This window comes from uncultured Meiothermus sp. (assembly GCF_937863175.1).
GTDB lineage: Bacteria > Deinococcota > Deinococci > Deinococcales > Thermaceae > Meiothermus.
In genome coordinates this window covers 1-19,957 of sequence record NZ_CALMCQ010000190.1, presented here as the reverse complement: position 1 = coordinate 19,957, position 19,957 = coordinate 1, and the positions used below count along the sequence as shown (strand labels likewise).

16 protein-coding genes and 1 pseudogene are annotated in these 19,957 nt (G+C 60.1%); 4 read left to right on the top strand and 13 right to left on the bottom strand.

The window, feature by feature from the left end:
- Nucleotides 1-168 precede the first annotated feature (168 nt).
- From ybeY to Q0288_RS07430, 4 genes are all read right to left on the bottom strand, one after another.
- Nucleotides 169-594, bottom strand: coding sequence for an rRNA maturation RNase YbeY (gene ybeY / locus Q0288_RS07445; RefSeq protein WP_299429263.1), 426 nt, complete (start codon nt 592-594; stop codon nt 169-171).
- An 18-nt stretch (nt 595-612) separates the two neighbouring features.
- The gene (locus Q0288_RS07440) at nt 613-1,575 is read right to left on the bottom strand and encodes a PhoH family protein (RefSeq protein ID WP_299429265.1); all 963 of its coding nucleotides are present in this window, start codon (nt 1,573-1,575) and stop codon (nt 613-615) included.
- 687 nt (nt 1,576-2,262) lie between these two features.
- A complete protein-coding gene (gene floA / locus Q0288_RS07435) occupies nt 2,263-3,261 on the bottom strand; it encodes a flotillin-like protein FloA (RefSeq protein ID WP_299429261.1) in 999 nt (332 codons plus the stop codon).
- Nucleotides 3,262-3,542: 281 nt separating this feature from the next.
- A complete protein-coding gene (locus tag Q0288_RS07430) occupies nt 3,543-4,823 on the bottom strand; it encodes an NfeD family protein (RefSeq protein WP_299429259.1) in 1,281 nt (426 codons plus the stop codon).
- A gap of 228 nt (nt 4,824-5,051) precedes the next feature.
- Between Q0288_RS07430 and Q0288_RS07425 the strand changes: the two genes are divergently transcribed.
- A complete protein-coding gene (locus Q0288_RS07425; RefSeq protein WP_299429256.1) occupies nt 5,052-5,867 on the top strand; it encodes a shikimate dehydrogenase in 816 nt (271 codons plus the stop codon).
- 126 nt (nt 5,868-5,993) lie between these two features.
- On the opposite strand, the gene Q0288_RS07420 is transcribed toward Q0288_RS07425, so the two are convergent.
- The 7 genes from Q0288_RS07420 to Q0288_RS07390 form a co-directional block, all read right to left on the bottom strand.
- Nucleotides 5,994-7,724 carry a ribonuclease J gene (locus tag Q0288_RS07420; RefSeq protein WP_299429254.1) on the bottom strand — a complete coding sequence of 577 codons (1,731 nt, stop codon included), beginning with the start codon at nt 7,722-7,724 and terminating at the stop codon, nt 5,994-5,996.
- 155 nt (nt 7,725-7,879) lie between these two features.
- Nucleotides 7,880-10,024 carry a polyribonucleotide nucleotidyltransferase gene (gene pnp, locus Q0288_RS07415; RefSeq protein ID WP_299429252.1) on the bottom strand — a complete coding sequence of 715 codons (2,145 nt, stop codon included), beginning with the start codon at nt 10,022-10,024 and terminating at the stop codon, nt 7,880-7,882.
- Nucleotide 10,025: 1 nt separating this feature from the next.
- Nucleotides 10,026-10,175 carry a hypothetical protein gene (locus Q0288_RS07410; RefSeq protein ID WP_299429251.1) on the bottom strand — a complete coding sequence of 50 codons (150 nt, stop codon included), beginning with the start codon at nt 10,173-10,175 and terminating at the stop codon, nt 10,026-10,028.
- 144 nt (nt 10,176-10,319) lie between these two features.
- Nucleotides 10,320-10,589 (bottom strand): 30S ribosomal protein S15, encoded by a 270-nt coding sequence (gene rpsO / locus Q0288_RS07405; RefSeq protein ID WP_299429249.1) that lies wholly within the window; start codon nt 10,587-10,589, stop codon nt 10,320-10,322.
- Between the two features lie 363 nt (nt 10,590-10,952).
- Entirely contained in the window at nt 10,953-12,638 is a 1,686-nt protein-coding gene (locus tag Q0288_RS07400) for a cbb3-type cytochrome c oxidase subunit I (protein WP_299429247.1), read from the bottom strand.
- 9 nt (nt 12,639-12,647) lie between these two features.
- Complete coding sequence (locus tag Q0288_RS07395) at nt 12,648-13,133, bottom strand: cytochrome c oxidase subunit II (protein ID WP_299429245.1); 486 nt, start codon at nt 13,131-13,133, stop codon at nt 12,648-12,650.
- Nucleotides 13,134-13,136: 3 nt separating this feature from the next.
- Entirely contained in the window at nt 13,137-13,250 is a 114-nt protein-coding gene (locus Q0288_RS07390) for a cytochrome c oxidase subunit 2A (RefSeq protein WP_299429243.1), read from the bottom strand.
- 294 nt (nt 13,251-13,544) lie between these two features.
- Between Q0288_RS07390 and tkt the strand changes: the two genes are divergently transcribed.
- Together tkt and Q0288_RS07380 are read left to right on the top strand one after the other, a co-directional pair.
- A complete protein-coding gene (gene tkt / locus Q0288_RS07385; RefSeq protein ID WP_299429240.1) occupies nt 13,545-15,509 on the top strand; it encodes a transketolase in 1,965 nt (654 codons plus the stop codon).
- 21 nt (nt 15,510-15,530) lie between these two features.
- A complete protein-coding gene (locus Q0288_RS07380) occupies nt 15,531-15,719 on the top strand; it encodes a hypothetical protein (RefSeq protein WP_299429238.1) in 189 nt (62 codons plus the stop codon).
- A gap of 4 nt (nt 15,720-15,723) precedes the next feature.
- Here the strand turns inward: Q0288_RS07380 and Q0288_RS07375 are convergent, their stop codons facing one another.
- A complete protein-coding gene (locus Q0288_RS07375; protein ID WP_299429236.1) occupies nt 15,724-16,578 on the bottom strand; it encodes an ankyrin repeat domain-containing protein in 855 nt (284 codons plus the stop codon).
- 150 nt (nt 16,579-16,728) lie between these two features.
- Between Q0288_RS07375 and Q0288_RS07370 the strand changes: the two genes are divergently transcribed.
- Complete coding sequence (locus Q0288_RS07370) at nt 16,729-17,640, top strand: quinate 5-dehydrogenase (RefSeq protein ID WP_299429234.1); 912 nt, start codon at nt 16,729-16,731, stop codon at nt 17,638-17,640.
- A gap of 11 nt (nt 17,641-17,651) precedes the next feature.
- Here the strand turns inward: Q0288_RS07370 and Q0288_RS07365 are convergent.
- Nucleotides 17,652-19,957, bottom strand: a pseudogene (locus tag Q0288_RS07365) (hypothetical protein); the annotation flags it as partial.

Below are 19,957 nucleotides of genomic sequence, written 5' to 3'. Positions count from 1 at the left end.
CAGGCTATCCGAATCCCGGCCCAGGCATAGACAAACGAGGCCCGGAGGCCCCGTAGGGGCAGCGGATCGGAACCGGGCTTGGGTGGGGGGGTGGGCATCGGGCCTTCGACTTTCGACCTGCATCCTGCGGCAGCACATGCTTGGGCGACCCCTGTTTGTGGAAACGCTTCAGTACTCGAGGATTCGCGCTTGTACCTGTCTGAATCCCTCCCATTCAGCCTCGGTAGAGTGGTCGTGTCCGAGCAAATGCCACAGGGAGTGCGCAGCCAACACCTTGACCTCCTTTTGCAGACTATGCCCTAGCTGCTCGGCCTGGCGGCGGGCAGTATCCAGGCTGATCACGATATCTCCCAGATGGGGCGGGATAAAGGGGTCGCCAGGCTCGTAGGTCGGGAAAGACAGCACATCGGTTGGGGCGTCCTCGCCCCAGTGTTGCAGTTTGTGAGCGCGAATCTCGCTATCACCAACGAGCACCAGGGTGAGCGCCTTATCGCCATGGCCTAGCTCGGTCATCAGGCGGGCCAGGGCTTTGCGTACCTGGGGGCCGAGACCCCTGGGCGCCTGGATGTGAGCGACCCAATTCACCTCTGCCATCGCAAACCGGGCCACAGCTCAGCGTTCGGAGCGACGATCATTTTCGTGCTCGTGAAAATCGTAGGCCTTGATGATGCGGGCCACGAGGGGGTGACGCACCACGTCCGACTCCAGAAAGCGTTGCTGGGCAATGCCCTGGATGCCTTTGAGGATCCGCATCGCCTCGACCAGGCCACTTTTCTGGGCTTTGGGCAGGTCAATCTGGGTGATGTCGCCGGTGATGACCACCCGGCTATTGAAACCCATCCGGGTCAGGAACATTTTCATCTGCTCGGGGGTGGTGTTTTGCGCCTCATCGAGGATGATGAAGGCATCATTTAATGTGCGCCCCCGCATGAAAGCCAGCGGCGCCACCTCAATCACTCCAGACTGGATGTACTGATCGAAACGTTCCGCGTCAATCATGTCGAAAATTGCGTCGTAGAGTGGGCGTAAATAGGGGTCAATCTTGGCCTGGAGGTCGCCCGGTAAAAAGCCCAGGCGCTCCCCAGCCTCCACTGCGGGGCGGGTCAGGATGATGCGCTTGACTTTCTTGGCCTTGAGAAAAGCCACAGCCATCGCAACCGCCAGGTAGGTCTTTCCGGTTCCGGCAGGGCCGATGCCAAAGGTGATGTCGTGGCTGCTGATGGCCTCCACGTACTGCCGCTGCCCAGGGGTTTTGGGCTTGAGCCTTCCCGGTAAGGTCAGCTCACTGCCCAGGGAGGGCGTAGCAGTCTCGACCGGAAGCGACTGCCCATTCTCGGCGACCAGGATGACCTGCTCCAGAGTTCCCACGTCAATCTCGGCCCCCTGACGTACCAGGGTGACCAGATCACGCATCACCCGCTCGGCCAGCCGCACTTCGTCGGGGTCGCCCGCAATTTGCACTTCCTGCCCCCGCACCACCAGTTGAGCCGGGAGCAGCTTGCGCAGAGTTTTGAGATGCTTATCGCCCTGGCCAAGCAGGGCCAGGGCTTCTTGGGGGGAACGCAGGGGTATGATCACTTTGTTTTGCGTACTCTTCTCCAATGCTGGCTCCTGGGTTCAGCCAACACCTGGTGCCAAACCACACCATTCAGGATAGCATGCGGAGTAATTGAGAGCTCCCACTGCTCTGCAGGCTTGGTTCTGGATGTGGTTGCGGGAGGTGCGGGTCTGGCCGGGACGGGACGGGCAGGTTCCTGCTGCACAGGACGCGAACCTGCCCGAGATAGACGTTCGCGCTCGAGCTCCGCAAGAGCCTTGGGGCGCTGACCCGCAGGCGTTTTGGGCCTTGGAGGCTGGGCAGAAGGCTGGCTTACTAAGGGGCGGGGGGGCGGGGTGCTGGCAGGTGGACGGGCTGGCCCCATCGAAGTTGGGGAGGGGCCGGCAGGCCCACCTCTTGGCGCCGGTCTTGGTTGCGGTTGCTGCGCAGGTGGGGTGCGCTCTTCGCCTGGCAACAGAATTTCATCCGGTTCAAAGTCTGGGGGCATCCTCTGCCCGCGCCGCAACAGGCCCTGTAGCGCAGGCAGCACGATAAAGAAGAACAAAAACAGCAGACCTAGGAGTTCGTCTAAACCCATGGGGCCCTCCGGGTTTGAGCAGGGGAGCAGGGGGGCAGAGGAGCCTGGGTGAAACCGCGGTTCCCCCCACCTCCTGGGAGTCCATTCTTCATCGGCGCCCCAACCACCCCATTACGCATTACACACCTCAACGCTGCGTACCACTCGACCCACCCTCGGGCGTACTGCCGCCGCTGGCCTTGCTGATGGACTCGCGCATATCGGTATCGGCTTCAATATTCTTAAGCTGGTAGTAGTCCATGACCCCGATGCGTCCGCTGCGCAGAGCCTCGGCCAGCCCCAGCGGTACAGCGGCCTGGGCCTCGACCAGTTTGGCCCGCATGGCCTCGACCAGAGCCGTGTTTTCTTGTTCGACTGCAACGGCCATTGCTCGGCGCTCTTCGGCCTTGGCCTGGGCGATTTTCTTGTCGGCTTCGGCCTGGTCGGTGCGGAGCTGGGCCCCGATGTTTTTGCCCACGTCCACCTCGGCAATGTCTACCGAGAGAATTTCAAAGGCGGTTCCAGCATCCAGGCCTTTGGCCAGCACCGTTTTGGAGATGCGATCGGGCTGCTCCAGCACCTGTTTGTGATCCATGCTCTGACCAATCGAGGCCACGATGCCTTCGCCCACCCGGGCCACGATGGTTTCCTCGCCGGCACCCCCGACCAGACGGTCAATATTGGCCCGAACCGTAATTCGGGCAACGGCCAGCAACTGGATGCCGTCCTGGGCCATACCGGCCACCGTCGGACTGGTAATAACCTTAGGGTTGACCGAGAGCCGCACCGCCTCCAGCACATCGCGGCCTGCCAGGTCAATTGCGGCGGCACGGTCGAAGTTGAGCTTGATCCCGGCCTTATCGGCGGCGATTAGCGCATCTACAACACGATCTACGTTACCCCCAGCCAGGAACTGGGCCTCGAGCTTGCCGGTTTCGACGGGAATGCCAGCCTTAATTGCCTTGATCATCGGATTGACGATCTTGGTGGGGGGAATTCGCCGGAACCGCATCCCCACCAGGGCTGTGAGCGCCACGTTGACCCCTGAGAATAGGGCCGTAATCCACAGGGGCACCGGAACCAGATAGAAGAACAACAAAACCGCGAACAAAGCCAGACCTGCAACGATTAAAGCTCCAAACTCCATGAAATCCTCCTTGATGTTGTTCGGTTTATGTCCAGGATAGAACCGGAAGAAACGGCTTGATCCTACCTGCTTACATCCTAAAGCTCCAACACAAGAGCGGGCAAGGTGCAAAAAACTCCCATGCTACCAGGTTGCGGCTTTGTTCTGGCAGAATCCGTTTCGGGCTCGCAATTCCGCAGCAACGGACGGAAGTGTTTCCAGTGGATGTCGCTCAACCCATGAAGCTCGACCTGCCACTTCTGGTTTACCCTGCTGGCGCTGCTCCGGGTTGAAGATAGAAGTTAGCCCTCGAGCCGACGCACCACCACCCGGGGGCCTTCGACCTGTATCACCCGGATGCTCTGACCACGGTCAATAAACTCCCCCGCGGTTACTACATCCACCCGGCGATCGCCAAATTGTGCGGTGCCAGCGGGGCGAAGGTCGGTTAGAGCAGTGCCGGTGGCTCCCAGCAGGGTTTCCAGCTCGTATTTTGGGGGAGCCACTTCTTCGACCGCGTTGCTCAGCACAAAAGGCCTGGCCACCCGGACCCTGGGCAGGTAGCGGAAAAGTATGAACACGCCCACCGCGAGTGCGATGATGGCAATGGCTGCCACCTGCACCGCCTCATCGCCGAAGGTGAAGTAGATGGAGGCGCCGATCAGGCCCAGCCCGATCAGGCCGGGGATACCAAATCCGGGGGTGACAAACAACTCAATCGCTACCAGCAATAACCCGCCAAACAACAGGATGATGGTCAGTGCGGTGGATAGCCCGGCCAGAAAGCCCCCCAGGAAGAACAGCCCCAGGGCAGTCAGGCCGATAATGCCGGGGATAAAAGTGCCAGGAGTGAAAAACTCCAGCACAAGCCCCAGCACGCCCACTGCCAGCAGAATGGCGGCAACGGTGGGATCGGTCAGGAAGCGGGCCACCCGTACCTGCGGGCCGGGTTGAAGCTCCACGGTGCTGATATTGAAACCGGCCTTTTCGATGGCGGCCCGCATACTGCCAACCTCGGCATCGGCTACCTTGAGCTCCACCGCTCGTTTGGCGGAAAGGGTGAGCGGCTCGCCCCTGATGGTGATGCCCTGCACCACTACTTCGGGATCCACCATGGCCTCGGCTAGATTGACCGGACGGCCCCGGGCCTCGGCTACCGCCCGGAACTTGGATCTGAGGGCGGCTATAACCTTTCGATCCGCGGGAGTCGGTTCGCCTACAAAGGGGATAGGGGAAATAGCAACCGGCAGGGCTGCCCCAATACTCGAGCCCGGCAGCATCATGATCTGCTGAGCGGCCAGCGAGATCAAAGCCCCAGCCGAAAAGGCATTTTCCACCACTGCCATGGTGGGCAGGGTAGAGGCCAGAATGCGATCCGTGATGCGGATCGCTGCATCTACCCGCCCTCCGGGGGTGTTGACCCGGAATAACACCCCACTGGCCCCTTCACGTTCGGCCTGATCGAGCGACTGTTCTATAAAGGTGGCTAGTGGCCCATCTATCGTCCCCTCGATTGGAATGACATAGGTTTTGGCCTGGGCCAGGGAGGTCATCATTAGAAAAACGAAAAACAAGGTTTTCACTCGCCTTATCTTAGCAAGTAACACAGGGCGGTGTGTAACTTAAGATGGGCGATGAAGGGGATGGCTGCTGGAGACGAGGTGGATCACACCCGCCTGATAACCCAAAGGCTCGAGCGGCAATGGGGCTTGCAGGGTGGCGATCATCTGCCCACCTCGAGGCTGCAGTCCAGTGCCTCCAGGTGTTCTGCGGATTGCATGGGATGCTGGCTTGGCGGGTAGAATCCGGTCGTGAAGCTTGGATTGATTGGTTTTCCGGTGGCGCACTCGCTCTCACCGGCCATGCATGAGGCTGCGTTGCGGGCTGCGGGACTGGAAGGCTCGTATCTGGCACTGGAGACTCCGCCCCAGTTTTTGCGGGCGCGACTGCAGGAAGTCAGGCGGGAGTATGCGGGGGTCAACGTGACCATCCCGCATAAAGAAAGTGTACTGGCTTATCTCGACGAACTGGCTCCGGAGGCCAGTGCTATTGGTGCGGTCAATACCATTGTGTGTGAAGGAGCTCGGCTGACTGGCTATAACACCGATGCCCTGGGCTTCATATCCGGGCTGGACGAAGCCGGTATTTCCTATCGAAACAAGAAAGCCCTGGTTCTGGGGGCCGGAGGGGCGGCCCGGGCGATCGCGTATGCGCTAAAAGAAGAAGGGGCCAGGGTGGCGATCTATAACCGCACGATTGAACGTGCTAGAGAGCTGTGCGAAGCATTTGGCCTGCACCTGGTTTCGCCGCCTTTGCTGGATACCGCCGTTAGAAGCTGTGACCTGCTCATCAATACTACCAGCGTGGGTTTGAAAGACCCCCATACTTCGCCCCTGCCTGAAGGGTTGTTGCCGCGTGAAGGTGCGGTGGTAGATATTATCTACAATCCAGCCATTACCCAACTGATGCGCGCGGCGCAGAGTGCGGGCTTGCTCACCTTGGGCGGATTACCCATGTTGGTCTGGCAGGGGGCGCTGGCCTTAGAACTCTGGACCGGGGTAAAGCCGAATGTTCAGGTCATGTATGCGGCTGCCAGGGCCGGGCTGAACGAAACTCCCAGGCCATGACTCATGCAAGGGCCAGAATTCCACTACGGGCCGTTTAGCTCTGAACTCGAGGTCTTGCACTCGCCCTGTGGCGCTCGCGGCTACGGTGCAGAGTCTCGAGCAGGCCCTGGTTTTCTGCCAGAACCATCATCCTTCAATCACAATTGGCAGAATGACCGGATTGCGCCCGGTGTTCTTGGCGATGAATTTCTTGACCGGGTAGTAGATGTCGTCACGGATCTCTTCCAGGGGTTTCTTTTCCCGTACCCCCCGATAAAGCGACTCCATCGCCATCTTGCGTACCTCGCCCAGCAAGCGTTCTCCGGCTTTGACAAACCCCTTGGAAATGACCTCGACCAGTGGCTCGCGGCTGACCAGCGCGGTGATGATGACCACGCCCTCGGCGGCCATGTGGTTGCGGTCGGCCAGGATTTCGTCGGTGATGTCGCCAACCCCCAGTCCATCCACGTAGAGTTGTCCGTGAGGAACCTTGCCATCAAACTCGATGTTGTTGGCGGTGAGCTTGATGATGCGCCCGTTCTCGGGAATCAAGATTTTTTCGGGTGGCTGGGGGATGCTCTGGGCTAGCCACTTGAAATTAGTCTGGTGGCGGATTTCGCCGTGCCAGGGCAGCAAAAACTTGGGCCGGGCCAGGTTGAGCACGGTCTTGAGTTCCTCGTGGCTGGCATGGCCCGAAGCATGCACACGGTAGCGCGGGGGATAGAAAACATAGGCCCCCAGTGCATAAAGCTGGTTGATAACGGTGTTAACAGCCTCTTCGTTGCCCGGAATAGGGCTGCTGCTCAGGATAACCGTATCGCCCTCCTGGATGGTCATTTTTGCGTGATTGCCAGCAGCCAGGCGGGCCAGTACAGCCTCGGGCTGCCCTTGTGAACCGGTGGTGATGACCAGCACCTGCTCGTCGGGCAGATCCTTGATTTCATCCAGGGTGTAGAAGCGGTCTTTTTGCTGGAAATAGCCCAGCTCGAGGGCAATGCGGGCGTACTTGAGCATCGAGCGCCCCTCCACCGCAATCTTTCGTCCATACTTTTCCCCCGAGGTGACCACCGACTGAATCCGGTGGATGTGTGAGGCAAAAGTGGTCACAAAGATACGCCCTTTAGCGGCGCCAATCACCTTGTCGAGCTCTGCCGCTACCTCGGTCTCGGTAGGCGTGATGCCTGGGCGTTCGCCGTTGGTCGAGTCGGCAACAAGGCAGAGCACCCCGTCACTGCCGGCCTGGGCAATTTTCTCCAGGTGTGAGGTCTTTCCATCAATGGGGCGCTCATCGAGCTTGAAATCGCCAGTGTGTACGATTCTACCGATAGGGGTATGGATCACCATACCGAAATTGTCGGGGATGGAATGCGTCATCCGGAACAAATCGAGCTGGAAAGAGCGTCCAATGGCGATGCGATCATCGGGGGAGACTTCCTTGAAGCTGTACTCCCCGACGCCCAGTCCAAATTCCTCGAGCTTGCCTTTGACCAGTCCCAGGGTGAGCCTGGCCCCATAGCCCGGAACTCGTGGCAGCTGGGGAAACAGGTAGGGCAAGGCCCCGATATGGTCTTCGTGCCCGTGGGTAAGCACCCAACCCTTGATGAGATCTTTGTTCTGTATCAGGTAGTCTATTCGCGGGATCACGATATCCACGCCCAACATACGCGCGTCCGGAAAGGCCAGACCCCCATCAATGATGAACATCTCGTCTTCATAGCGGACAGCGGCTATGTTTTTACCAATCTCGCCGGTACCGCCTAGAAATACAATCTCGACGGCGCCATGGGGTTTGCCCAGGAAGACCGGCCCTTTGGGTTTGGGCCTTTCTTGCCGCTTGCGCGGCCCCCTGGGACGACTAAAAGGTGGGTTGTCGTTCATGGTTACTCCACTCAATGGATAGACCGGATTGGGGCATGGGTTTGACTGGGTAATGGCTCAGTCTGACAGTGCCTGACAGCGTGAGCTGTCTGAGAGTCGAACTATATCAACCCGCAACACAATATTCGCCAACACGGTTTGAATCGGTGGTTCTATCAACGCCTGACCGGGGGTTTGCGGGGTGCGACCAGACCCTCGAGTTCCGGACGAATCAAATCCACCCGGCCCTGCTCGTCAATCTTGTTGACCTTGACCTTGATGTTGTCCCCCATCTTGAGCACATCCTCCACTTTTTCGACCCGCCCCTGGGCCATCTGGCTGATGTGCAGCAGACCATCCTTGCCCGGTAGGATTTCGATAAAAGCCCCGAAGTTGGTAATGCGGGTAACCCTGCCCTCGTAGACTTCGCCCACCCTGGCCTCGGCGGTCTGGCCCAGGATGCGGGCCCTGGCCTCCTCGGCGGCAGCTCCATTGGCGCTATAGAGCCGGATGGTACCGTCCTGCTCGATGTCAATTTGCACACCCAACTCCTCCAGAGCGCGGATGTTCTTCCCGCCAGGCCCGATAATCCCCCCGATCTTCTCGGGGTTGATCTTGAGGATCAGGATGCGTGGCACCTGGGGCTTCATCTCGGTGCGGTGGGAGGGAACGGCGGTTTCCATCAGGCTCAGGATGTGCAAGCGAGCCTCTCGAGCCTGGTACAAAGCAGCCCGCATGGTCTCGGCGGCCAACCCCTTGATCTTGATGTCCATTTGCAGCGCGGTCACCCCATCGCGGGTGCCGGTGACCTTAAAGTCCATATCGCCAAGGGCATCTTCCAGCCCCAGAATATCGGTCAGAACCACGGACTGGTCGCCCTCTTTCACCAGACCCATGGCCACACCGGCCACATGCTTCTTCAGGGGAACTCCAGCATCCAGCAGGGCTAGACACCCCGCACAGACCGTAGCCATGCTGGAAGAACCATTGGACTCCAGGACATCCCCCACCACCCGAATGGTATAAGGGAACTCCTCTTTGGAAGGCAGCACCGCCCGCAGACCACGCTTGGCCAGGTTGCCGTGGCCCACTTCGCGGCGGCTTACTCCGCGCAGGCGCTTGACCTCGCCGGTGGAGTAGGGAGGGAAGTTGTAGTGCACCAGGAAGCTGTCCTCCGACTCCAAGCCGAGGTCGTCCACCAACTGCGCGTCCCGTCCTGTGCCCAGCGTCACCACGCCCAAAACCTGGGTTTCGCCCCGGCTGAAGATGGCCGAACCGTGTGGTTTGGGTAGCATGTTGCTCTCGATCCAGATGGGGCGTACCTGCTCAGGACTGCGCCCGTCGGCCCGCTTGTTTTCTTGCAGGATCAGGCGACGCAGTTCCTTCTGGAGCACTTCATCGAAGCCTTCAGCCACCAGTTTGCGCCGCTCGACATCCACCGAGCCATCCTCGCGGCTGGGCACAAACTCATCCATCAGGGCTTCACTAAAGGCATCCAGGGCTTCCGAGCGCTCACCCTTCGAAGCGGTTTGCAGGACGCTCGAGAGTCCCCTCTCGATAGCCCGCTGGTAAAGGAGAGTCTGGGTTTCCGCGTCCAGTCGGGCTGGGGGCACGTGGGAAAGCTTTTGCTTACCCAGCTCCGAGCGCATTTGTTCTTGCAGCTCCAGAATGGGTTGCATGGCCCGGTGGGCAAACTCGAGGGCTTGCACCAGTTGATCCTCGGACACCTCTTGAGCAGCGGCCTCCACCATGATGATGGCATCTCTGGAGCCAGCCACCACCAGATCCAAAACGCCGTTCTCCTGAGCCACCGGGTTCAAAACCAGTCGTCCGCCGTGCATCCCCACTCGTACCGAAGCAATTGGCCCATCCCAGGGGATGTCGGAGAGCATCAGGGCTGCACTGGCGGCAATTGGCCCCAGGATGTCCGGGGTGTTTTCCTGGTCGGCGGAGAGTACGGTGAGCAAGACCTGTACCTCATGCCGGAAGCCCTTGGGAAAGAGTGGCCGGATGGGGCGGTCGGTCAGACGAGCCGAGAGAATTGCCTTTTCGCCAGGCCGCCCTTCGCGGCGCATGAAGCTACCCGGGATGCGCCCAACCGCGTAGTGTCTTTCTTCAAACTCCACGGTCAAAGGCAAGAAGTCGGCCTGAATGGGAGCATCGGAGGCCTGGGCAGTGGCCATCACCACCGTTTCGCCATAGCTAACCCAGACCGAACCAGAGACATGCTTGGCATATCTTCCAGTCTCGATGGTCAGGGTGCGACCCCCCACGTCCAGGCTGTAGCGTCTGCCCTGGGGTATTGGATTTTCTTCGTTCATGTTAACTCCTGATGGCCCAGTTAAAGCGCTGGGTGCGCTGGTAGGCTGGATCAAAACCCCCCTGCTCCAACCGCAACCCTACAGGGTCGGGGGAGTGATGGGTGAAGCGCTCACTACGGACACAGCAGGGACAGAGTGTAGATCGGTACATATTCAGAAGGGTGTGCCACGTAGTAAGAGCTTTGAGGCGGTTGGGCATAGCTTCAGACCATCAGCGGAGCCAGTCCCGGCCTCTCCTACCGAGTCAAATGTATTGTACACGATAGATAATGTCCGGGGCCTCCCCGAACCATTCTTATTTGCGTAGCCCAAGCTTTTCGATCAGTGCCTTGTAGCGGGCTTTATCCTTGTTTTCCAAATAGCCCAGCATGCGTTTGCGCTGCCCTACCAGGGTCAGCAGACCGCGCTTGGCAGCCACATCGTTGTTGTTGGCGGTCAGATGTGACGATAGGCGATTGATGCGTTCGGTCAGCAGGGCCACCTGTACTTCGGTCGAACCGGTATCGCCTACGTTGTGGGCGTGCTTCTCGATTACGCTGGCTTTGGCTTCTTTGGTAAAGGGCATTGCTGTCTCCTTGTCGGGTGAGCCGCAGTGCGCTGACCGGGGCTTCCTCGAGGCCCAGTAAGGGGCCAACTAAGAAGTATAGCTGCGCCTGGGTGCGGGGTCAAGTAATACCGGATTCAAAAAGATGATCCTCTCAACCCGGAGACCCCGAGGCTCTCTTTTTGAGGCCTGGGGCAGACCCCTCCCGGACGGTCGGCGAAAAAAGCGTCTCCCTGCGGTCGGGTTCCGAATGGGGTATAAAAGGCGTATCTCACCGGTTCAATACCACTGCCTGTTGCATATACTGGCTGCGACGGGAGGCCAGGGCGCCTCCAGACAGGAAATGCCCCCGGATCTCGCCGGGGGCATTTCTCAAAGGGGAAATTACCAGAGTCGTTGCCCAGGAACCGGGTTTATATTGGTAAACATCTGGAAGAGCACCGGGCCATAGGCCAGTACTACGAGCACTACTGCGATGCCAAACCAGAACCAGACCCGTTCGGTCAGCAGGGCCAGGCTGCTGCCCTCGGGTTTGGAGATGACCTCGGTGAAAGGTACATCCTGCATTACCTGGCTGGGCTCGCGCCGACGCTGCAAAGCGGTGGCGAAGATAACATAGAAGAACAGGATGATCGCAACGAGCAGAATTACCCCCGCGACGATGTTCAAGACCATCCAGGCTGCGCTATCGCGATAGGCTTCCATGGCGATGGTGCTGCCTGCGATGTGGGTGCGACGCGGTATCGAGTAAAGGAAGCCCATCCAGTGCAGGGCGAAGGTCATGACGAACATGCCAATGAACCACAGCCATTGTGAGGCCACCGCCATGCCTCGAGCCACTAGCGGCTTGCCAGTCAGGTGGGGGATTAGCCAGAAGGCTGTGCCCATGGCAGCCATAGTGACCAGGGTGCCCACTTGCAGATGGAAGTGACCGGGAATCCAGACCGTGTTGTGGATGTTCTGGTTGAGGTTGAAGCTGGCGTTGACCATCCCGCCGGCGCCCCCTGGGATGAAGGCGATAAAGCCCAGCAAGAACGCCAACACGGTGGGGTTGTTCCAGGGCAAAGCTCCTATCCAGCCCAACAGACCCTTACCACCGTTGGCCCGGCCAGCGACTTCTAGCGAGGCCGCAATGGTGAAGGCGGTCATCAGGCTGGGAACTGCCACCATCATGGTTAGAACGGTATGCAGCATTTTCCAGTAAGGTGCGATACCGGGATCGGCAAACTGGTGGTGCAGACCCACCGGAACCGAAAAGAGCAGAAACAGCAAGAAGACCAGCCGGGTCAGAGGGTCGGAGATGAGCTTGCCCCCGGCCAGCCTGGGTAGGATAGCGTAAGCCAGCGCGTAGGCCGGCAGCAGCCAGAAGTAAACGATGGGGTGACCCGTAAACCAGAACAGCGTCCGCATCAGCAGGGGATCCACCCCAGCGATCAGGCCCAGCGACCAGGGAATCATAAAGACCGCCACCTGAACCACCAGACCCAGGCTGGCCAGCAGCCACATCAGCCAGAAGGTAACTGCCATGTAGGTTACCAGCGGGGTGATCTTCCCAGGGTTGGCCTTGCGCCAGCGCAACCACATATCCAGTACGATGTAAATGCTTACATAGGTCGAGAGTATGAAAATTGCCGCCCCCACATAGAAGGCCCAGTGCGCCTGCAGCGGTGCATAAAACGTGTAGAGTACAGAGGCAGCGTTACCCAGGATGGGCAGGGCAGTGATTACCAGGCCGACCAGCGCCATCCAGAACGAGACCCAGGCCAGGGTCATGTTGGGGCGCATATTCAGCTCGCGGGCTGGCAGGTATACCATGATGGCCTGCGAGAACAACTGGGTAAAAACCAGCGCGTTCAGCACTCCGTGGATGGTCAGACCCTGGTAGTAGCTCTGAAAGATGGGCTGGAGAAAGGGGTAGAGATCCAGACCCCCGTAGTTGAAGGACTGTAGAGGGCCGAAAAGAGCGCCTACGAGCAGGGCAATAAAGCCCATCATCAGCATGTAGAGGACATACTTCTTCTCTGGCGCAGCCGCGTACGCATCTTCTTTAAAAGCGAGATTGACTGCCATCAGTACTCCTTAGTTTGGCTCTACGATGATTCTGCTGATCATGTTGGCGTGAGCGATGCCACAGTATTCGTTGCAGATAATCAGGTATTCGCCAGGTTCATCGAAGGTGTGGCTGACCTTGCCGATCTCCCCAGGAATCACCTGCATATTGATGTTGGTTCCCACAATGGTAAAGCTATGCATCACATCGGGCGAGGTGACATAAAAGGTAACCCTCCTGCCCGCCGTGACCCGCATTTCAGCAGGAAGGAAGCTAAAAGCAAAAGCCTGTATGTAAGCTACATACTCGTTGCCCACCCGCTCGATCCGGGGATTGGCAAACTGACCCTCGGTACGAACGGTGGCGACATCTACACGACCGGCTCCGACGGGGTTGGTCTGACCGTGTGCAACCATCAGGTAGCCAATCAGGATCAAAAAAACCACGATCATACCCAGCCCGAAAAACACCCAGGCCTTTTCATAGCGCTCAATCAGGTGAGACTTCTCGCCCATGCCTTACCCCCGTGCCAGATGCGTAAAAAAATTGAAAAGCCAAAAGGTCAGGATAAACACCGCCACAATCCCAACCACCAAGAGTGCTCCTATGGGCCGCTGTTCTTTTTCATCCATCGCCGTTTCCCCCTTGTAGGGGAGTCTAAGAAGGTGGTGAGAGTACATATGTCCCTAGGGAAAAATGTCCCTGGGCAGATCGCCGACGTACAGAATGACGTTTGATGCACACCAGCCCCGGCGTGTTGATGGGACGGCAATTGTTCACAAGGCGGAAGGAAACTGTTAAGGCTGCCAGGATCGGATCTCCGTGGATCGAATGGTCTGGCTACCCGTTCATCATGTCGCGGTGGCCTCCACGGTTGAAAGCCGCAGGATTCGCAAGGTCTCTGTGGGCGGTTATGATTGCCGGGTATGACCCAGATCCCTCCCATTGCCAAAGCCTCGATAGACGCCATTCGCATGCTGGCCCTCGACGCGGTCGAACAGGCCCGGTCGGGCCACCCTGGAATGCCGATGGGGATGGCGCCGGCTGCTTATGTGTTGTGGACCGAGTTCCTGAAGCACAATCCCAAAGACCCCCTCTGGCCGGCTCGAGACCGCTTTGTGCTCTCGGCGGGGCATGGTTCGATGCTGCTGTATGCGCTGCTACACCTGAGCGGCTACGACCTGCCGATGGAAGAACTCAAACGTTTCCGCCAGTGGGATTCCAAAACCCCGGGCCACCCCGAGTACGGTCATACCCCTGGGGTCGAGACCACCACCGGCCCACTGGGGCAGGGGATTGCTACTGCGGTGGGTATGGCCATTGCCGAGCGCAAGCTGGCCGCCGAGTTTGGCGAAATTGCCCAGCACTATACCTATGTGATTGCTTCCGATGGCGACCTGATGGAAGGGGTGAGCGCAGAGGCTTCCTCGCTGGCCGGGCATCTGCGGCTGGGCAGACTGATTGTGCTCTACGACGACAACGAGGTCACCATTGACGGCAGCACCGAGCTGGCTTTTACCGAAGACCGTCTGGCGCGCTACCGAGCCTATGGCTGGCATGTGGTGCCGGAGGTGCCGGGAGAAGACTTAGAGGCCATCCGCGCCGCGCTAAAAGCGGCCCAGGCCGACCCCCGCCCCAGCCTGATCTCGGTGCGCTCGGTGATCGGGTTTGGCTCGCCTCTGGCCGGCCACCACAAGGCCCACTCTGATGCGATGGGAGCCGAAAAAGTGGCAGCTACCCGGCAGACCCTGGGCTGGCCCCACGAACCCTTTGTAGTACCTGAGGAGGTCTACTCCGACTATCGGCAGGCCATCGAAAAGGGGGCCAGGGCCCAGGCCGAGTGGCAGGTCAGGCTGGACGAGTTGATCAGCACTAACCCCCAAAAAGCCGCCGAGTTCCAGCGCCGCCTGGAAGGCAAACTGCCCCAGGGTTGGGAGGTCCACCTGCCCACCTTCGCCGCCGGCGAGAAGCTGGCCACCCGCGCGGCCTCGGGCAGGGTACTGGAAAAACTGGTTCCGCTGCTGCCGGAGCTAATGGGCGGCTCGGCCGACCTGACCCCCTCCAACAACACCCGCACCCCCGACATGACCGACTTCAGCCACGCCAACCCGGCCGGGCGGTATATCCGCTTTGGCGTGCGGGAACACGCCATGGGCGCGGCCATGAACGGCATGGCCTTAAGCCCGGGTTTGCGGCCCTACGGTGGAACCTTCCTGGTTTTCTCCGACTACATGCGCCCTGCGGTTCGGATGGCCGCGATTATGGGTGTCCCGACCCTCTTTGTCTTCACCCACGACTCCATTGCCGTTGGGGAAGACGGCCCCACCCACCAGCCCGTCGAGCACCTGATGAGCCTGCGGGCCATCCCGAACCTGTGGGTAATCCGCCCGGCCGATGCCCGCGAGACCGCCATGGCCTGGAAGATGGCCCTAAAGCGCACCGACGGCCCCACCGCCCTGATCCTGACCCGCCAGGCTTTGCCGGTGCTGGAAGGGGTCAGGCCCAAAGGGGTCGAGCGCGGGGGTTATATCCTCTCCAACCTCCCCCAGGCCAGGGCCGCCATTGTCGCCACCGGCTCGGAGGTCTCGCTAGCACTGGAAGCCCAAAAAGCCCTGGCCGCCGAGCAGATCCCGGTGCGGGTGGTCAGCCTGCCCTGCTGGGAGGCCTTCGAGGCCCAGCCCGAAACCTACCGGGAGGGAATTCTGCCCAAAAGCCTTCCCACGCTGGCTGTGGAAGCCGGAGCCACCCTGGGCTGGGAGCGCTACGCCCAGCGCACCCTGGGCCTGAACCGCTATGGGGCCAGCGCTCCTTTGGCCCAGGTATACCCAAAGCTGGGCTTCACCAGCGAGCAGGTGGCGGCCGAGGTGCGGGCTCTGCTGGGCCTGGCATGAGTCTGTTGAACGGAGGTATGGGTGTTTGCGCCAATTTTCGCCCACCTGCCCGAGCTGCTGTTTGCTCTGGCGCTGGCCTCGGCCTTGCTGGGCCTGCTAATCTGGACCTTTGCCTCGCAGGGGGGGGCCAGCAAGCGTACCGCCTACATTTTCTGGCTACTGGCAGCAGCCCTTGCGGCTTTTGGGCTCCTGCGCCTGTTGCTGCCATAGCCCCTTAAAACCTGAGATCGTTTAGCCGCCAGAACGCCGGAGTGTTCCTAAGGTGTTCGTTCCGCTGTATCAAGTCCCATGCAGTGCTGCCAGCAATGCCTCTGGCTTGGTGATCGGCCCCAAGCTCGAGCAAAACCAGCACCACCGCGGAGGTTCTGCTAGAACGCGCAGCAGAATGCAAGGGCGTCGAACCACCCTGACTTCTGGCATTGACCTCGGCCCCCAGCGCCACCAGGACGCGGACGACCTCGGGATTGGTGTTTCCCTCAGCAGCAAAATGCAATGGTGTGAATCCACGCTGGTTTCTAGCATTCACCTCCGCCCCCAAGCCCACCAGGGCGCGAATGATCTCGGGATTGGTGTTGCTGCCCGCAGCAGAATGCAAGGGCGTCTCTCCATCCTGGTCTCTGGCATTTGCCGCGGCGCCCAGCCCAACCAGGGCGCGGACGACCTCGGGATTGGCGTTGAAAGCGGCGGCCTGATGCAAGGGCGACCATCCGCCCAGGCCTCTGGCATTCACTGCTGCCCCCAGCCCCACCAGGGTGCGGATGACCTCGGGATTGGCGTTGAAAGTGGCGGCCCGATGCAGGGGTGTCAATCCAAACAGGTCTTCTCTGGCATTTACCACTGCCCCCAAGCCCACCAGGGTGCGCATGACATCGGGGTTGGTGTTGAAAGCGGCGGCCTGATGCAAGGGTGTGAGTCCAAGCAGGTCTCTGGCACTGACGCTCGCCCCTCTACGCACGGCTTCGCGGAGGCTTTCGGGGGTGGCGGTTTGCCAGAAATCGCGGGTAAGCAGGGGGTTGGCCAGGGCGGTGGATGCGAGCAGGGTCAGGCTGGCTAGCAGGGCTTTCCACATAGGCTTCTCCTGGGCGTTTTGTGCAACTGTCGCTAGGAGAATTATACTCAGCCAGCGCGCAGACGGGGGCCAGTTTGACCCATCTGGGGGGGCCGACCAGCTCCGGTGCTCTGCCTGCTGCCGGGCCAGGGCGGTAGTAGACTGGGAGCCATGCCCAAACGTGTGGTGAGTGTTTCGATAGGTTCTTCCAAGCGCAACTCGAGGGCCGAGGTGCGGCTGGAAGGGTTGGGAGAAACCTTTGTTCTGGAACGTATCGGTACCGATGGAAGCTGGGAAAAAGCGATTGAACTGGTGAGAGAACTCGATGGCAAGGTGGATGCCTTTGGGCTGGGGGGGGCCGACCTGTACGTGTATGCCGGTGGCCGACGCTATACCTTCCGCGACTCGCAGCGGATGGCCGATGCAGCCCAGAAAACCCCCATGCTGGATGGCTCGGGCCTGAAGGATACCCTCGAGCGCATGGCGGTGCAGGTAGTGAGCCAGGAGATTAACTGGAGCAGCAAAAAGGTTTTGCTACCCAGCGCGGTAGACCGCTTTGGGCTGGCCGAGGCGCTCGATCAGGCTGGGGCCAGGGTGCTGTATGGCGACTTTATCTTTGGGCTGGGGCTGCCGATTCCGATTTACCGGCTATCCCTGCTGCAAAAACTGGCTCAGGTTTTGTTGCCCATCATCACCAGGCTGCCTTTCAAGTGGCTATACCCCACCGGCGATAAGCAGGAAAAGCAGTTGCAGGACTGGCGACAGCGCTACTTTGAATGGGCCGATGTCATAGCCGGGGACTGGCACTTTATGCGCCGGTTTATGCCGGATCAGATGCAGGGCAAGATTATCCTGACCAATACCACCACCGAAGAGGATCTCGAGTTTATGCGGGCTCGAGGCATCGCTAAACTCATCACCACCACGCCGCGCCTCGAGGGCCGTAGCTTCGGCACCAATGTGATGGAGGGGTTTATCGTGGCAGTGGCGGGAAAGTATCCCCTGAGCGAAGCCGACTACCTCGAGTACATCGAAAAACTAAACCTTAAGCCGCACATCACGAATCTGCAAGCGCCGGTTTGAAACGCCCGAGTCTACCCGCGCCCGGCGGTTAGTTTCTTGGTATACGCGGAAAATCCTTTCTCATCGCCTCTGGCCAGATAGGCCGCCTGTCTGGCCCAGGTGCCCAGGCTGGGGGCCAAGCGCAGGTTGGCGGCCGCCAGGGCTGATCGCAGGGTTTCCTCCCTGGCTCGGGCCAGCTGGGCAAAAGCGGTGATACCTGCCGCCTGCAAAGCCGCCGAAATCTTGGGGCCGATGCCCTTGATGCGGGTCAGGTCGTCACTGGCAGGGGTGCTCCTGCCCGCCGGTTTTTTGCGGGGATCGGGGGGGGTAGCAGATTTACCCTGGGCTACAGGTTTGCGGCCCGCCGCTCGGGCCTTTGACCTGGACTCGGCATTACGGGCCGCGCCTGTGGTTTGGGCGGCGGGCTTGCTCCTGCCGGCCCTGACCCTGGGCGGGGCTTGCTCGGTTTTCGGCGTAACCGCTGAGGCCCTGCCTGCGGTGGCTTTACGAGGCCCTTTCGTTTTCGCGGCCCCAGAATCGGTAGACTCGCTTGCCGATCTGGTCGCGGCGCGTTTGGGGGTCCTGGTTGGCGCGGCTCTGGCTTTGCGGAGGGTGGGTTTCCTGGGCGCAATTCTCTCTAAATAGGTATCCACCCCATAACCCGACGACTGGGCAACTTTGTCCAGTTTTGTTGCCAGGGCCAACCAGGCTTTGCGCTTTTTTTCGACCTGCACAGGGGTCTTGCCCTCGGCAGCAGCCAGCGCCTGCGACACCTGGCGCAGGCCCAGGAGCCAGGCCTGATGGGCTTCGCGGTTGAAGTAGACCACACCGCCATGGCGGTGGATCTGTAAGAAGCCCTGCACATCTGGGTTCTGTAACAGTCTGGGCATTTGCTGGACTACCAGGGCCGGGTTCTGCGACAGCTCGGGATGGGCGATCAGCACCCTGGTCAGGCCCACCGAGCGCCTTGCTTCGGCTTCGCTCAGTCCCATCTCGCCCAGGGTCTGCTCCAGAATCCGTCCCAGCCGCCACTCGTCCAGGTGGGCGCGGCTCTCCTCGGCCTGGCCCAGGCCGTGGACAAAGACCCAGCCCAGCAGCGCGCCGCCCGTCACGAGGTCATCGCTATCCTCCACCGCCCTCAACGCGCCTTCCAGACGGCCCAGAACCTGCTGCACCGGCAGCAGGGCCAGACTGCGGCTCGAGTGCTGGTCAATCCCCTGGTAGAGCCCTAGCAGCCTGCCCTGCACTTCTTCCCTCAGGCCTTCGTCCAGCCCGCCCCCGCCCTTTAGCAGTCTGCCGAACATAGCCGGATTTACCAGCTCGCGGAAGGGCCGGTGGACGGGCTCGAGCCACAGTTCCTGCATGGCCTCGTCCAGGCTGGGTACACCGCGCCCACCCAGCATCTGGGCCAGCCGGGCAATTATGCCATCATGGTCGTAGACCTCGCGCCAGTCAAGAAAAACCTTGCGTTGGTAGGGGCCGAGCTCGAGGTACAGCCCCTGCTCGTGAAGTTCCTGGTTGTTGCGCAAATATTCCATTCCCGTCACTCGATCGCGGCAGATGCTGAAGGTGCGCTCGTCGAAGCTCAGTTGCAGCCCCTCTCCCAGTCCCACTTGCCGGGTCTCGCGCCCCGATCCGGCTTTAGAGGGCTGCCCCACCGAGCGACGAACCCAGACGCGGGCCTCCGCGTTTTTGTTGTTAAAGGCCACCAGCGAGCGTTCGCTGCCGGAGCAGTTGGAGTATACAAATACATCTTCGTTGACCACATCGCCGGTAAGGGCATCGTAAAGGACAAAGTTCTCCACCCCGGCAAAGAGGGAGCGCATCTTGAGGAGCGGGAAAATCTGCTGCTGATGGTAGTCTATCAGGCCGTGGTCGGGGGTTTCGTCGTAATAGCCCTGACGGTACTCCATCCCGTATCTCTCGGTAAAGCCTTCCACCTGACCGTGGCCCAGCATAGGCAGGCCCGGCAGGGTTGCGCAAAGGGTCATGGCCCCAAAATACTTGTCGCCCTTGCCAAACTGCTCTACGGCGGTTTTTTCGTCGGGGTTGTTGAGAAAGTTGACGAAGCGCTTGAGAATTTCCGGTGCGAACTCGAGGGTGTTCTTCATGATCTGCCGGTACTCAGCGTTTTTCTCGTCGCGCAGCATGTTCATGAAGGCCGAGTTGTAGACCCGGTGCATCCCCAGGCTGCGCACAAAATAGCCCTCCATCATCCAGAAGGCTTCCGCCAGCAGGAGCGTATCGGGGGCTTCAACAGCCGCCCGGTCTACCACTTCGCGCCAGAACTCCACCGGCATGGCGGCATCGAACTGCTCTTTGGTGAGGGCGTGCTCGG

What these genes read in the sequence shown, in the direction of transcription:
- rpsO (WP_299429249.1), bottom strand. Translation starts at nt 10,589, where the DNA reads ATGCCCTTTACCAAAGAAGCCAAAGCCAGCGTAATCGAGAAGCACGCC.
- pnp (WP_299429252.1), bottom strand. Translation starts at nt 10,024, where the DNA reads ATGAACGAAGAAAATCCAATACCCCAGGGCAGACGCTACAGCCTGGAC.
- Q0288_RS07375 (WP_299429236.1), bottom strand. Translation starts at nt 16,578, where the DNA reads ATGTGGAAAGCCCTGCTAGCCAGCCTGACCCTGCTCGCATCCACCGCC.
- Q0288_RS07410 (WP_299429251.1), bottom strand. Translation starts at nt 10,175, where the DNA reads ATGTACCGATCTACACTCTGTCCCTGCTGTGTCCGTAGTGAGCGCTTC.
- Q0288_RS07395 (WP_299429245.1), bottom strand. Translation starts at nt 13,133, where the DNA reads ATGGGCGAGAAGTCTCACCTGATTGAGCGCTATGAAAAGGCCTGGGTG.
- ybeY (WP_299429263.1), bottom strand. Translation starts at nt 594, where the DNA reads ATGGCAGAGGTGAATTGGGTCGCTCACATCCAGGCGCCCAGGGGTCTC.
- Q0288_RS07420 (WP_299429254.1), bottom strand. Translation starts at nt 7,724, where the DNA reads ATGAACGACAACCCACCTTTTAGTCGTCCCAGGGGGCCGCGCAAGCGG.
- Q0288_RS07370 (WP_299429234.1), top strand. Translation starts at nt 16,729, where the DNA reads ATGCCCAAACGTGTGGTGAGTGTTTCGATAGGTTCTTCCAAGCGCAAC.
- Q0288_RS07390 (WP_299429243.1), bottom strand. Translation starts at nt 13,250, where the DNA reads ATGGATGAAAAAGAACAGCGGCCCATAGGAGCACTCTTGGTGGTTGGG.
- tkt (WP_299429240.1), top strand. Translation starts at nt 13,545, where the DNA reads ATGACCCAGATCCCTCCCATTGCCAAAGCCTCGATAGACGCCATTCGC.
- Q0288_RS07400 (WP_299429247.1), bottom strand. Translation starts at nt 12,638, where the DNA reads ATGGCAGTCAATCTCGCTTTTAAAGAAGATGCGTACGCGGCTGCGCCA.
- floA (WP_299429261.1), bottom strand. Translation starts at nt 3,261, where the DNA reads ATGGAGTTTGGAGCTTTAATCGTTGCAGGTCTGGCTTTGTTCGCGGTT.